The sequence below is a fragment of the Cronobacter turicensis genome (assembly GCF_041222865.1).
GTDB classification, from domain to species: domain Bacteria; phylum Pseudomonadota; class Gammaproteobacteria; order Enterobacterales; family Enterobacteriaceae; genus Cronobacter; species Cronobacter turicensis.
Map to the genome: position 1 here is coordinate 1,072,880 of NZ_CP165997.1, position 14,222 is coordinate 1,087,101.

Sequence of the window (14,222 nt, forward strand, 5' to 3'; positions counted from 1 at the left end):
GGACGTAACGTATGGAAAAATCGACGACGCTCGCCACGCAGATCCTCAAGGGCGTGGGCGGTGAAGGTAATATTTTACGGCTGGAAAACTGCATGACGCGCGTGCGCCTTGAACTGCGCGACGAGAGCCTGATGGATCTCCCGGCGCTGAAGGCGCTGCCCGGCATCAGCGGCTATGTGAAGCAGGGCGAGCAGCATCAACTGATTGCCGGCCCCGGACGCGCCGCGCAAGTCGTCGATGCGATGCGCGCGCAGATGCAGGGCGCGTCGTCCACCGGACCGGCGATTGATGATGCCGCGCGTACCAGGGCTCAGGCGAAAGCGCGCTACAAAGCGCCGATGAGCGATGCGCTGCGCCAGCTCGCAAACGTGTTTATTCCGCTTATCCCGGCGTTCATCGCCTCGGGGCTGATTACCGGGATTATCAATATCCTCAAACGCCCGGATATCGTCGGCGGCTTCGCCACCAGCTATCCGAACCTGCTGGGACTGCTGGGCATTTTCGGCAGCGCCGTGTTCGCTATCATGAATATTCTGGTCGGCGTTAACGCCGCGCGGGTGTTTGGCGGCTCAGCGGCGATGGGCGGCGTGATGGCGGGTATTCTCTCCAGCCCGCAGCTGGCGCAGATTACGCTCTTCGGCGAGCCGTTACAGCCGGGACGAGGCGGCGTCATCGCCGTGCTGCTGGTGGTGATGCTGATGTGCTGGCTTGAGAAAAAACTGCGTAACCTGCTGCCGGTCTCGGTCGAACTTATCCTCAACCCGCTGCTGACGACGCTTATCACCGGCGCGGTCGCCATCGTGGCGCTGCAACCGCTTGGCGGCTGGATTTCGGAAACCATCGCGCACGGCGCGTCGCTCGCTATCGATAAAGGCGGGCTGCTGGTGGGCGCGGTGCTGGCGGGCACGTTTTTACCGCTGGTGCTGACGGGCCTGCATCAGGGGCTGGTGCCCATTCACGTCGAGCTGGTTCAGGCGCACGGCTATAACGCGCTGTTCCCGATCCTGGCGATGGCGGGCGTCGGGCAGATTGGCGCGTCGCTGGCGGTGCTGCTGAAAACCCGCAACGCGCGGCTGAAAAAGGTGATCAAAGGCGCGCTGCCGGTCGGTTTGCTCGGCATCGGCGAGCCGCTCATCTTCGGCGTGACGCTGCCGCTCGGGAAACCGTTTATCGGCGCATGCCTTGGCGGGGCGGCAGGCGGCGCGATTATCAGCTACTTTAAAGTGGCGACGGTTATCACTTTCGGCATCTCCGGGCTACCGCTGGCGCTCACCATCGTGACCGGAAAAGTGACGCTCTATCTGTTAGGCTATCTGGTAGCGGTGATCGCCGGTTTTCTGTTTACGTGGTTCCTGGGCTTTAACGATCCAGAGGAGTAAGGTTTGGCCAATAACGAGCGTCGGGTAGTGTTTTTCGATCTGGATGGCACATTGCATCAACAGGATATGTTCGGCACCTTTATGCGCTATCTGCTGCGGCGTCAGCCGCTCAACCTGCTGCTGGTTATTCCTCTGCTGCCCGTTATCCTTGGCGGGCTGCTAATCAAAGGACGCGCCGCCCGCTGGCCGATGAGCCTGCTGCTCTGGGGTTGTACCTTCGGCCACAGCGAGGCGCGTCTTAAAGCGCTTGAGAAAGCCTTTGCCGCGTGGTTCCGCACGCATGTCGTCACCTTTCCGGTGGTGCACGAGCGCCTGACCGGCTACCTCACCAGCACCGACGCCGACGTCTGGCTCATCACCGGCTCGCCGCAGACGCTGGTGGAACAGGTCTATTACGATACCCCGTGGCTGCCGCGCGTGAATGTCATCGCCAGCCAGATGGAGCGCCGCTTCGGCGGCTGGGTATTGACGCTGCGCTGTCTCGGCCATGAAAAAGTGGCGCAACTGGAGCGCCAGATTGGCACACCGCTGCGTCTCTATAGCGGCTACAGCGACAGCAAGCAAGATAATCCGCTACTTTACTTCTGCCAGCATCGCTGGCGCGTCACGCCGCAAGGGCAGCTGCAGCAGCTCGAATAAGGCGCGTTTCGCAACCCATAAACGGTGTGTATAATGCCGCCCGCCTTATACTCCCGGAGAAGCTTGTGTCACAGACTGAACTCACCCATGAATACTGGATGCGCCACGCCCTGACGCTGGCGCAGCGCGCCTGGGACGAGGGTGAAGTGCCGGTAGGCGCGGTGCTGGTGCACAATAATCAGGTCATTGGCGAAGGCTGGAATCGCCCGATTGGCCGCCACGATCCGACCGCGCACGCGGAGATCATGGCGCTGCGCCAGGGCGGGCTGGTGCTGCAAAACTACCGTCTGTTGGATACCACGCTGTATGTCACGCTTGAGCCCTGCGTCATGTGCGCAGGCGCGATGGTGCACGGGCGAATTGGCACGCTGGTGTTCGGGGCGCGCGACGCCAAAACCGGCGCGGTGGGCTCGCTGATGGATATCACCGGGCACCCCGGCATGAATCATCAGGTGCAGGTCATCGAGGGGATACTGGCGACAGAGTGTTCGGCAATGTTGAGTGCGTTTTTCCGACAGCGCCGGCTTGAGAAAAAGGCCCTAAAGGAAGCGGCGAAAACGGCGACGGGAACAGACCCTGCGGCGTGATATTCGCAGGGTAACTTTGCACAAGCTTAGGCTGCGCCGCCGCGGCGGCCTGTTTTTCCTTCTCCAGCAGATAACCGACCAGGCTTATCTGGTATTTGCGGATATTCTCCACATACGCATAGGCTTCATGACCGCGCGCGTAGCCGTAAGTGAGCTTGCTGTAATAGGGGCGCTGGCTTAGCAGCGGCAACCGCTGTTTTACGTCCGACCAGCTATCCGGATTGCCTTTTTGCTTCGCCGTCAGCGCTCGGGCGTCCAGCATATGCGCGTACCCCATGTTATATGCCGCCAGCGCAAACCAAATCCGTTCTTCCTCCGGCACGCCTTCCGGCACTTTACTCATCATATCTTTCAGATAGCGCGCGCCGCCGCTGATGCTCTGTTCGGCGTCAAGGCGGTCGGTCAGGCCCAGGCTCTGGGCGGTATTGCGGGTTAGCATCATCAGCCCGCGCACGCCGGTCGGGGAGGTGGCCTGGCTATCCCAGTGGGATTCCTGATACGAGATGGCCGCCAGCAGCCGCCAGTCGATATCGGTCGCATACTTCTCAAACAGCGGCTGTAGTTCCGGCAGTACGCTGTCCACGGCGCGCAGGAAGCTGCGGGTATCCACATAATCGAAATCGTTGCCATGGCCGAGATACTTCTCTTCCAGACGCGCCAGCGTGCCGTCTTCATTGATCTGATTAAAGAAATCAAGCAGGGCGGCGGAGAGTGAGTTATCGCTGCTGCGGCGGCTGAACCACGTCACCGGCTGTTCGTCGCTGAGGTCGAGCGCGACCGCGAGCTGCGGGTGGACGCGCTGGAGCAGGCCGATGGCGACCGAATCGGCGATGGTGTAGTCCAGCGTTCCCTGCGCCACTTGCAACATCAGCTCGTTACTGCTGAGTTTCGGGTCGACATGCCAGCTTAAGTCCGGGTATTTGTTCGCTTTGAGCTGTTCAAGCTCGCTCTGCGCCACATGGCCGGGCGCAATGGTCAGTTGCCCCTCTTTTATACTGGCGAGGCTGCGCGGTCGAAGGCTGCCGACGCGGTAAACCATCTGCTGCGACACCGAGTAGTAAATCGGGCCCGCCTGGTAGTGCTGGCTGCGCGCTTCGTTATAGACCAGACCTGCGGCAAGCAGATCGGCCTCGTTATTGTCGAGATCGTCAAAAAGCTGATTGATGTTCTGGCGCACGGTGACTTCAAGCTTCACGCCCAGATAGTCGGCAAACGCCTGGCTTAGCTCGTAATCGAGCCCGGAGATGGTTTCATTGGCGCGGTACATAGTCAGCGGCGTAGCGATGGTACTGACGCGCAAAACCCCCCGCGCCTGAATCGCGGCGATACGGTTATCGGCTTTGCCGGACCAGGGGATGGCCGGCCATAAGGCCACTGCCAGCAGCAGGGTAACGACGCCGATGAGCAGATAATTAAGCTTTAATTTTTTCAATTAGTTAATTCTCTGCGTTGCCTCGGGGCTCAGCGAACAATCGTTAGTAAACCGTTTCGTTTGAATGGCATGGAGCGGCATTTTGCGTAACAAAGCGCCACTTGGCAACTAATTAGAGGAATCGGCCACACCAAACGTTAACGCGACGGCGGGATTTTATTTCTACGCAAACGGTTTCGTCAGCGCGCCGGATTCACTATAATGACGCCCGTTTTCCCCCTTGCGCCCACTGAGGTGCCCTCCGGCGCTTCGAAGACGAGAGATTAGATGATGGAAATTCTGCGTGGTTCGCCCGCTCTGTCGGCATTTCGTATTAATAAACTGCTGGCTCGTTTCAAAGACGCTCACCTTCCGGTGAAGACCATTTATGCCGAGTATGTCCATTTCGCTGACCTCGCCGCACCGCTGAATGCCGAAGAGCACGCGCGCCTTGAGCGCCTGCTGCAATATGGCCCGAGCCTTGCGGGCCACGCGCCGTCAGGCCGTCTGCTGCTGGTGACGCCGCGTCCCGGCACCATCTCTCCCTGGTCTTCTAAAGCGACAGATATTGCCCATAACTGCGGGCTCGGCCAGGTAAAACGCCTGGAGCGCGGCGTGGCATACTATCTCGATGTCGATCCAACCGCGGGCGACGACGCCTGGCGTCAGATTTCAGCCGTGCTGCATGACCGCATGATGGAGAGCGTCTTCGGCGCGCTGGAAGACGCCGCACGGCTTTTCTCGCATCACGAACCCACGCCGGTACAGAGCGTGGATCTGCTGGGGCAGGGCCGTCAGGCGCTGGCGGACGCCAATGTGCGTCTGGGGCTGGCGCTGGCCGATGATGAAATCGACTACCTGCAGGAGGCGTTCACCCGCCTGGGGCGCAACCCGAACGACATCGAACTCTATATGTTCGCGCAGGCTAACTCTGAGCACTGCCGCCACAAAATTTTCAACGCCGACTGGGTTATCGACGGCGAAAAACAGCCGAAGTCGCTGTTTAAGATGATCAAAAACACCTTTGAGAAGACGCCGAATTTCGTGCTCTCCGCGTATAAAGACAACGCGGCGGTCATGGAAGGTTCGTCTGTGGGCCGCTTCTATGCCGATCACGACGCGGGCCGCTACGCTTTCCATCAGGAACCTGCGCATATTCTGATGAAAGTCGAAACCCATAACCACCCGACCGCCATTTCACCGTGGCCAGGGGCGGCGACAGGCTCCGGCGGTGAAATCCGCGATGAAGGCGCGACGGGCCGCGGCGCGAAGCCGAAAGCGGGCCTGGTGGGCTTTTCCGTTTCGAACCTGCGCATTCCGGGCTTTGAGCAGCCGTGGGAAGAAGATTTCGGCAAGCCGGATCGCATCGTCACCGCGCTCGACATCATGACCGACGGCCCGCTCGGCGGCGCGGCGTTCAACAACGAATTCGGTCGTCCGGCGCTGAACGGCTATTTCCGTACCTATGAAGAGAAAGTGGCCAGCCACAATGGCGAAGAGCTGCGCGGCTACCACAAGCCCATTATGCTGGCAGGCGGCATCGGCAACATTCGCGCCGATCATGTGCAGAAAGGCGACATTCCGCCAGGCGCGAAGCTGATTGTGCTCGGCGGCCCGGCGATGAATATCGGCCTCGGCGGCGGCGCGGCGTCCTCGATGGCGTCCGGCCAGTCTGACGCCGATCTCGATTTCGCCTCGGTACAGCGCGATAACCCGGAGATGGAGCGCCGTTGCCAGGAAGTGATCGACCGCTGCTGGCAGCTTGGCGAGGCCAACCCTATCGTATTTATCCATGACGTCGGCGCGGGCGGTCTGTCCAACGCCATGCCGGAGCTGGTGAGCGACGGCGGGCGCGGCGGGCGTTTTGAACTGCGCGATATTTTAAGCGACGAGCCGGGCATGAGCCCGCTGGAAGTCTGGTGTAACGAATCCCAGGAGCGCTACGTGCTGGCCGTCGCGCCCGAGCAGCTGGCGCTGTTTGACGAGCTGTGCCGCCGCGAGCGCGCGCCGTACGCCGTGATCGGCGAGGCGACTGAAGCGCAGCACCTCACGCTTAACGACAGTCACTTCGATAACCAGCCGGTAGATATGCCGCTTGACGTTCTGCTCGGCAAAACCCCGAAAATGACCCGCGACGTCACGCGCTTACAGGCCGAAGGCCAGCCGTTCGATCGTGCGGGCATCATGCTTGCCGACGCGGTGAAGCGCGTGCTGCATCTGCCGACGGTGGCGGAGAAAACGTTCCTGGTGACCATTGGCGATCGCACCGTAACCGGCATGGTGGCGCGCGATCAGATGGTCGGCCCGTGGCAGGTGCCGGTGGCGAACTGCGCGGTAACCACCGCCAGCCTCGACAGCTACTACGGCGAAGCGATGGCGATAGGCGAGCGCGCGCCGGTGGCGCTGCTGGACTTCGCCGCCTCCGCTCGCCTGGCGGTAGGCGAAGCGCTCACTAACATTGCGGCGACCCAAATCGGCGACATTAAACGCCTGAAACTCTCCGCCAACTGGATGGCGGCGGCGGGGCACCCTGGCGAAGACGCCGGTCTCTACGCCGCCGTCAAAGCGGTGGGCGAGGAGCTTTGCCCGCAGCTTGGCCTGACCATTCCGGTCGGCAAAGATTCGATGTCGATGAAAACCCGCTGGCAGCAGGATGGCGAACAGCGCGAGATGACCTCGCCGCTGTCGCTGGTGATCTCCGCCTTCGCCCGTGTGGAAGATGTGCGCCGCACCGTGACGCCGGAACTCACCACCGAAGATAACGCGCTGCTGTTTATCGATCTCGGCAATGGCCATAACGCGCTGGGCGCGACGGCGCTGGCGCAGGTCTATCGTCAGCTTGGCGACAAGCCTGCCGACGTGCGCGACGCCGGTCAGCTGAAATGCTTCTACGACGCCATCCAGGCGCTGGTGGCGCAGCGTAAACTGCTGGCCTACCACGACCGCTCCGACGGCGGCCTGCTGGTGACGCTGGCGGAAATGGCCTTTGCCGGTCACTGCGGCATCGAGGCGGATATCGCCGCCCTCGGCGACGACGCGCTGGCGGCGCTGTTTAACGAAGAGCTGGGCGCGGTGATTCAGATTGCCGCCGCCGAGCGCGAGCAGGTAGAGCGCGTATTGAAAGATCACGGTCTTGGCGAATGCACGCACTACCTTGGTAAGGCCGTGGCCAGCGATCGCTTCACGCTGACGGCGGGCGACAGCGTGGTGTACAGCGAAAGCCGCACCCAGCTTCGCATGTGGTGGGCGGAAACCACCTGGCAGATGCAGCGTCTGCGCGATAACCCGGCGTGCGCGGATCAGGAACATCAGGCGAAAGCCAATGACAGCGATCCGGGCCTCAACGTGAAACTGACGTTCGATATCAAAGAAGATATCGCCGCGCCGTTTATCGCCACCGGCGCGCGCCCGAAAGTCGCGGTACTGCGCGAGCAGGGCGTTAACTCTCATGTCGAGATGGCGGCAGCGTTCCACCGCGCGGGCTTTGAGGCTATCGATGTGCATATGAGCGATCTGCTTGCCGGTCGTCGCGGTCTCGGCGATTTCCATACGCTCGTCGCCTGCGGCGGCTTCTCTTACGGCGACGTGCTGGGCGCAGGCGAAGGCTGGGCGAAATCCATCCTGTTCAATGACCGCGTGCGTGACGAGTTCACCGAGTTTTTCCACCGTCCGCAGACGCTGGCGCTTGGGGTCTGTAACGGCTGCCAGATGATGTCCAATCTGCGTGAACTGATCCCCGGCAGCGAACTGTGGCCGCGCTTTGTGCGTAACCAGTCCGATCGTTTTGAAGCGCGCTTCAGCCTGGTGGAAGTGACCGCCAGCCCGTCGCTGCTGCTGGACGGCATGACCGGCTCCCATATGCCGATTGCGGTTTCTCACGGCGAAGGCCGCGTGGAAGTGCGCGACGACGCGCATCTGGCGGCGCTTGAGAGCAAAGGCCTGGTGGCGCTGCGCTATATCGATAACTTCGGCGCAGTGACGGAAACCTACCCGGCGAACCCGAACGGCTCCCCGAACGGGATCACGGCGGTGACCAGCGAAAGCGGGCGCGTCACTATCATGATGCCGCACCCGGAACGCGTGTTCCGCACCGTGGCGAACTCCTGGCATCCGGCGAACTGGGGCGAGGACAGCCCGTGGATGCGCATTTTCCGCAACGCGCGCAAACAGCTCGGTTAATCCCGTTCGTTTTAATCCTGATAAAGGCCTCGCAAGAGGCCTTTTATCTTTGCGCGTCTTTCTCAGCCCTGTGCGATTTCGGTATGTGTCGGTAAATTGCGACAACGGCAGGATCACGGTGTCTCTAATTTGCGACATTTAACTCATTGATTTATATGGGCCATAAAAAGCAGCGAGGGAAGTGTTGGGGTTTAGCGACACTCTGGTCAAAAATAACGCGAAACTTTGAAGCGGCTCATATAATTAAATGCATTATATAACAGACAGTTATGATTTATGTAGAAAACCTGGCACGGTTACTGCATAATAACAGTCAGTGGCTCATTCACCTTCTTATGTCAGCCCCATAGCGAGCGCTACATAAACTTCGAATGACGCACTAAAAGGTGCCTGCCGTCCAACTGCTGATCATAGCGCTGCTATTTCAGAACCCCGGGCGACACGTTGAGTAAGGCACCGCCTGATTCCATCACAAAGGCAGGGTTAATCCCCTGCCTTTGTTGTTTTTTGCGTTTGGCTTTGCACCGGCGCGCCTCTCGGTTAGCATCGGGCTTTTGCAACCACTTCGGGATAACGCTGTGAAACGCTGGCCTGCTTTTCCCCGCTCGCTTCGCCAACTGGTCATGATGGCTTTCTTACTGGTGATGGTGCCGCTGCTGTTTCTCGCCTGGCAGGCCTGGCAGAGCCTCAACACGTTAAGCGCCCAGGCGGCGCAGACCAACACGCTGACCCAGATGGACGCCCGGCGCAGCGAGGCGATGACCAATATCGCGCTCGAAATGGAACGCAGCTACCGCCAGTACTGCGTACTGGATGACGTCACCCTGGCGAAAGTCTACGAAAGCCAGCGCCAGCGCTATTCCCGGATGCTGGAGGCGCAGGCGGGCGTGCTGCCCGATGCGAAACTCTACAAAGCCCTGCGCCAGAGTCTGGTGGATCTGGCGTCGCTGGAGTGTCATAACAGCGGCCCGAAGCCGGACGCCGCCGCGCGTCTGGAAGCGTTCGCCGATACGAATACGCGTCTGGTGCAGGCCACCCGCGCCGTCATTTACGCCCGCGGCCAGCAGCTTCAGCAAGAGATTGCCGCGCGCGGTCGGCTGTTTGGCTGGCAGGCGCTGGCGCTGTTTCTCGCAAGCCTCGCGCTGGTGCTGCTCTTTACGCGAATGATTATCGGCCCGGTCAAAGGCATCGAGCGGATGATCAACCGGCTGGGCGAGGGGAAATCGCCCGGCACCACGATAATGTTTAAAGGTCCGCGCGAACTGCGATCGGTGGGTCAGCGCATTATCTGGTTAAGCGAACGTCTCGCGTGGCTTGAATCCCAGCGCCACCAGTTTCTGCGTCATATCTCCCATGAATTAAAAACGCCGCTCGCCAGCATGCGCGAGGGCACCGAACTGCTTGCCGATCAGGTCGTCGGGCCGCTCACTGCGGAGCAGCGCGAAGTGGTGGAAATTCTCGATACCAGCAGCCGCAACCTGCAAACGCTGATAGAACAACTGCTTGATTACAATCGCAAACTGGCTGGCGGCGCGGTGGAGCTTGAAAAAGTGGATCTGGCGCCGCTGGTGGAGATGGTTATCACCTCACACAGTCTGCCGGCGCGGGCTAAAATGATGCATACCGACGTGTCGCTGGCTGACGCGCCTTGTCTGGCGGAGCCGATGCTGCTGATGAGCGTGCTGGATAATCTCTACTCCAATGCGGTGCACTACGGACGCGAATCCGGTACCATTTATCTGCGTAGCCGCCGCCTTAACAATACGGTATGTATTGAGGTGGCGAATACCGGCACGCCCATTCCTGAGGCGGAACGGCAAATGATTTTTGAGCCCTTTTATCAGGGAAGCCATCAACGTAAAGGGGCGGTGAAAGGCAGCGGCCTGGGCCTGAGCATCGCACAGGATTGCATCCGACGTATGCACGGCGAACTGCGTCTGGTGGAGGATGACACCGCCGACGTCTGTTTTCGTATCGCATTACCGCTCTTTGACCCGGAACGATTAAAAAAATGAATTCACGTCTGGTAAGCGCATGGCGCAGCCTGCGCTCGCGCGGCACACCGTTTTTCTCTCTTCGCACGCGGGCGTGTTCCGTACTGTTGCCATGCCTTCTGGCAGGCTGCGTGCAAAGCCCGGTTTCGAGCCACATCAAACAAACGCACGATCCTAAAATGCCGGAACAACAGCTGGCGGATTTTCTCTTTACCGAGTGTTCAGGCATCTGGCAGCTCTCCGGCACAAATGTCGAGAATAACCCGCTGTTCTGGCTGCGCGGCATGGACTGCGCGGAACGTCTTGCGCCTGCCGAGGCGCGCGCGCAGGCGCGTCGTTTCCCGGACGACACCTGGCAGCACGCCTTCCGGCGCGGCATTTTGCTCGCCAACGCCCGTATCACGCCTGCCGAGCGCCGCGGCTATCTCACGACGCTCAGCGCCACCGCCGGCGAGATCCCCGCGCACGTGCGCCCGCTGTATGAGGCCTGGCGCGACGGCCAGGCGGCGCAGCTCGCCCTCTCGGAAGAGCGCGGCCGCTACAGCAAGCTTCAGGAAAGCACCGACAGCGAGCTGGACGCCCTGCGCGAGCAGCAGCGCCACCTGCGCAGCCAGCTTGAGCTCACCACCCGCAAGCTGGAAAACCTGACCGATATCGAACGGCAGCTCTCCACGCGCAAAAGCGCGGGCGGCTATATTCAGGACAGCAGCCACAGCCCGGAGGACGCGGAGAAAGACAACGCCGCGCCAGCCGATAAGGGCGCTGCGCCTACGCAGGAGGAGACCAAACCATGACGCAGCATAAACCCGCGCGCCTGTTGCTGGTGGATGACGATCCGGGCCTGCTGAAACTGCTGGGCCTGCGCCTGACCAGCGAAGGGTTTACGGTCGAGACCGCCGAAAGCGGCCATGAAGGGCTGCGCATTTTAGGGCGCGAGAAAATCGATCTGGTGATTAGCGATTTGCGGATGGATGAAATGGACGGCATGCAGCTTTTCGCCGAGATCCAGAAGCTCCAGCCGGGCATGCCGGTGATCATTCTGACCGCGCACGGCTCGATCCCCGATGCGGTCGCCGCGACCCAGCAGGGCGTTTTCAGCTTTCTCACCAAGCCGGTGGATAAAGACGCGCTGTATAAAGCTATCGACGACGCGCTGGCCCATGCCGCGCCTGCGGGCGACGAGCAGTGGCGGGAGACGATTGTCACCCGCAGCCCGGCGATGCTGCGCCTCCTGGAGCAGGCGCATATGGTGGCGCAGTCGGACGTCAGCGTGCTGATTAACGGCCAGAGCGGCACCGGGAAAGAGATTCTGGCGCAGGCTATCCATAACGCCAGCCCGCGCGCTAAAAACGCATTTATCGCTATTAACTGCGGCGCGTTGCCGGAGCAATTGCTGGAGTCCGAGCTGTTCGGCCACGCGCGCGGCGCGTTTACCGGCGCGGTCAGCAGTCGTGAAGGGCTGTTTCAGGCGGCGGAAGGCGGCACGCTGTTTCTGGATGAGATTGGCGATATGCCGGTGCCGTTGCAGGTCAAACTGCTGCGCGTATTGCAGGAGCGCAAAGTGCGCCCGCTCGGCAGTAACCGCGATATTGATATCAACGTGCGGATTATCTCCGCTACCCACCGCGATCTGCCGAAGGCGATGGCGCGCGGCGAGTTTCGTGAAGATCTCTTTTATCGCCTGAACGTAGTGAACTTAAAGATCCCGGCATTGCAGGAGCGGGCGGAAGATATCCCGCTGCTCGCCAACCATCTGCTGCGTCAGGCGGCAGACCGGCATAAGCCGTTCGTGCGCAGCTTCTCTACCGATGCGATGAAGCGTTTGATGGCGGCGAGCTGGCCGGGCAACGTGCGCCAGCTGGTGAACGTGATTGAGCAGTGCGTGGCGCTAACCTCCGCGCCCGTCATTAGCGAAGCGCTGGTGGAGCAGGCGCTGGAGGGCGAAAACACGGTGCTGCCGACGTTTGTCGAGGCGCGCAATCAGTTTGAGCTCAACTACCTGCGCAAGCTGCTGCAAATCACCAAAGGCAACGTGACGCACGCCGCGCGGATGGCCGGGCGCAACCGCACGGAATTCTATAAATTACTGGCCCGCCATGAGCTTGAGGCGAATGATTTTAAAGAGTAGTTTTTGATGCCCAAACCGCCGCAAGGTATGGTAATTTGAGCAACCGATTACGCGAATTGAATCGCCGTGCAGGCGCTGGCAGGAATTAAGGATCCACCATGAAAAAGATTGATGCGATTATTAAACCCTTCAAACTCGATGACGTACGTGAAGCGCTGGCGGAAGTCGGGATCACCGGGATGACGGTGACCGAAGTGAAAGGGTTTGGTCGTCAGAAAGGGCATACCGAGCTCTATCGCGGCGCAGAGTATATGGTGGATTTCCTGCCGAAGGTGAAAATCGAGATCGTGGTGACCGACGATATCGTCGATACCTGCGTGGATACGATTATCCGTACCGCCCAGACCGGTAAAATCGGCGACGGCAAGATTTTCGTTTTCGACGTCGCGCGCGTGGTGCGTATCCGTACCGGCGAGGAAGACGACGCCGCGATTTAAGCGTGCGCGGCAAACAAAAAAAGCAGGTCCGTGGACCTGCTTTTTTTATGTCCGGCGTTCATGGGGCGCGCAAGTAAATGGTGGGTGCGCTGCGCTTACCCACCCTACAGGATGTTGGCGAAGGTAGTGGGTGCGCTTCGCACTCGCCGAACCGCGCACAAAACGCCGAACCCTTACAACACCTTATGCGGGCCGAAACACTCGTAATGAATGTTCTCTTTATTCACGCCCAGGCTCACTAACTGCTCCGCGGCGAACTGCATAAATTTCACCGGGCCGCAGACATAAAACTGCATGCCGGGCGTGGTCACGTGCGCCTCATGATCGCGAAGCGCCATCAACCCTTCGCTGTTGTAACGGCCCGCGCTGCGATCGGCGTCGCTCGGCACGCGATACCAGACGTGGCGGGTAAAGCGGGGCAGTTTCGCGCCAAGCTGCGCCACTTCATCGGTAAACGCATGCACGTCGCCGCTTTCCGCCGCGTGATACCAGTTCACCTGCGCCGGATGCTGCGCGCTTGCCAGCGTATCGAGCATCGCCAGCATCGGCGTCTGACCCACGCCCGCGGAGATAAGCGTCACCGGCGTCTGCGGCTCGACATCCATAAAGAAATCACCCGCCGGGGCGGCCAGATGAATCACATCGCCCGGCTGCGCATGCTGGTGCAGCCAGTTCGACACCTGGCCTTCGCCTTCGCGTTTCACCGCGATGCGATAGCTTTTGCCATTCGGCTTGCGGGTAAGCGAATACTGGCGAATCTCCTGATGCGCGAACTCCTGCGGCTTGATCCAGACGGCGGTGTACTGGCCGGGCAGGTAATCAGCGACCGGGCCGCCATCCACCGGCTCCAGCTCAAAGCTTGTGACAATCGCGCTCTGCGGCGTTTTACTCACGATGCGAAATTCGCGTGTGCCTTCCCAGCCGCCGGTTTTCCGGGCGTTGCTCTGGTAAATCTCGGCTTCGCGAGTGATAAACACGCCCGCTAACACGCCGTAGGCTTTACCCCAGGCATCCAGCACCTCCTGGCCTGGGCTGAACATCTCGTCGAGCGTCGCCAGCAGGTGCTCGCCCACGATGTTGTACTGCGCCGGTTTGATATTAAAACTGGTATGTTTTTGCGCGATTTTCTCCACCGCAGGCAGCAGAGCCGCGAGATTTTCAATGTTGGCGGCGTAGGCGCAAATAGCGTTGAACAGCGCTTCACGCTGATCGCCATTGCGCTGGTTGCTCATGTTGAAAATCTCTTTCAGCTCCGGGTTATGCGTAAACATCCGGTCATAAAAGTGAGCGGTGAGTTTCGGGCCAGTCTGCGCCAGCAGCGGGATGGTGGATTTCACGACGGCGATGGTTTGACTATCCAGCATGATTGCTTCCTTCCGGTTTTTATAAAATGTATTTTAAATGCATCTTATAAAAAATACCTGCACGTTGTAAATGGTTTTATCAGGCTTATGAATGATGCGCATCA

General features: G+C 60.1%; 9 protein-coding genes and 1 pseudogene. 8 read left to right on the forward strand and 2 right to left on the reverse strand.

What is annotated here, in order from left to right; all coding sequences use genetic code 11:
• Window positions 1-11 precede the first annotated feature (11 nt).
• From AB8W27_RS05215 to tadA, 3 genes and pseudogenes are all read left to right on the forward strand, one after another.
• Entirely contained in the window at window positions 12-1,379 is a 1,368-nt protein-coding gene (locus tag AB8W27_RS05215; RefSeq protein ID WP_015742133.1) for a PTS transporter subunit EIIC, read from the forward strand.
• Window positions 1,380-1,382: 3 nt separating this feature from the next.
• Window positions 1,383-2,018, forward strand: coding sequence for a phosphatidylglycerophosphatase C (gene yfhb / locus AB8W27_RS05220; RefSeq protein WP_015742132.1), 636 nt, complete (start codon window positions 1,383-1,385; stop codon window positions 2,016-2,018).
• A gap of 98 nt (window positions 2,019-2,116) precedes the next feature.
• Window positions 2,117-2,515, forward strand: a pseudogene (gene tadA / locus AB8W27_RS05225) (tRNA adenosine(34) deaminase TadA); the annotation flags it as partial.
• Here the strand turns inward: tadA and mltF are convergent.
• Window positions 2,478-4,037, reverse strand: a complete 1,560-nt coding sequence (gene mltF, locus AB8W27_RS05230; RefSeq protein WP_041923825.1) for a membrane-bound lytic murein transglycosylase MltF — start codon at window positions 4,035-4,037, stop codon at window positions 2,478-2,480. The pseudogene tadA and the gene mltF sit on opposite strands and share 38 nt — an antisense overlap.
• Window positions 4,038-4,304: 267 nt before the next feature.
• On the opposite strand from mltF, the gene purL reads away from it, so the two are divergent.
• From purL to glnB, 5 genes are all read left to right on the forward strand, one after another.
• Window positions 4,305-8,195, forward strand: a complete 3,891-nt coding sequence (gene purL / locus AB8W27_RS05235) for a phosphoribosylformylglycinamidine synthase (protein WP_041923824.1) — start codon at window positions 4,305-4,307, stop codon at window positions 8,193-8,195.
• 578 nt (window positions 8,196-8,773) lie between these two features.
• Window positions 8,774-10,210, forward strand: coding sequence for a HAMP domain-containing sensor histidine kinase (locus AB8W27_RS05240; RefSeq protein WP_041923823.1), 1,437 nt, complete (start codon window positions 8,774-8,776; stop codon window positions 10,208-10,210).
• Window positions 10,207-10,983, forward strand: a complete 777-nt coding sequence (gene qseG / locus AB8W27_RS05245) for a two-component system QseEF-associated lipoprotein QseG (RefSeq protein ID WP_015742128.1) — start codon at window positions 10,207-10,209, stop codon at window positions 10,981-10,983. Before AB8W27_RS05240 ends, qseG begins: the two co-directional genes overlap by 4 nt.
• Window positions 10,980-12,317 carry a two-component system response regulator GlrR gene (gene glrR, locus AB8W27_RS05250; protein ID WP_007763270.1) on the forward strand — a complete coding sequence of 446 codons (1,338 nt, stop codon included), beginning with the start codon at window positions 10,980-10,982 and terminating at the stop codon, window positions 12,315-12,317. Before qseG ends, glrR begins: the two co-directional genes overlap by 4 nt.
• A gap of 98 nt (window positions 12,318-12,415) precedes the next feature.
• Window positions 12,416-12,754 carry a nitrogen regulatory protein P-II gene (glnB, locus tag AB8W27_RS05255; RefSeq protein WP_002438074.1) on the forward strand — a complete coding sequence of 113 codons (339 nt, stop codon included), beginning with the start codon at window positions 12,416-12,418 and terminating at the stop codon, window positions 12,752-12,754.
• 173 nt (window positions 12,755-12,927) lie between these two features.
• Here glnB and hmpA read toward each other — a convergent pair whose 3' ends face one another.
• Window positions 12,928-14,118 (reverse strand): NO-inducible flavohemoprotein, encoded by a 1,191-nt coding sequence (gene hmpA / locus AB8W27_RS05260; RefSeq protein ID WP_015742126.1) that lies wholly within the window; start codon window positions 14,116-14,118, stop codon window positions 12,928-12,930.
• Window positions 14,119-14,222 lie beyond the last annotated feature (104 nt).

Excerpts from the sequence above, each read along its gene's own strand:
- glrR (WP_007763270.1), top strand. The coding sequence starts at position 10,980 with ATGACGCAGCATAAACCCGCGCGCCTGTTGCTGGTGGATGACGATCCG.
- purL (WP_041923824.1), top strand. The coding sequence starts at position 4,305 with ATGATGGAAATTCTGCGTGGTTCGCCCGCTCTGTCGGCATTTCGTATT.
- qseG (WP_015742128.1), top strand. The coding sequence starts at position 10,207 with ATGAATTCACGTCTGGTAAGCGCATGGCGCAGCCTGCGCTCGCGCGGC.
- AB8W27_RS05215 (WP_015742133.1), top strand. The coding sequence starts at position 12 with ATGGAAAAATCGACGACGCTCGCCACGCAGATCCTCAAGGGCGTGGGC.
- hmpA (WP_015742126.1), bottom strand. The coding sequence starts at position 14,118 with ATGCTGGATAGTCAAACCATCGCCGTCGTGAAATCCACCATCCCGCTG.
- glnB (WP_002438074.1), top strand. The coding sequence starts at position 12,416 with ATGAAAAAGATTGATGCGATTATTAAACCCTTCAAACTCGATGACGTA.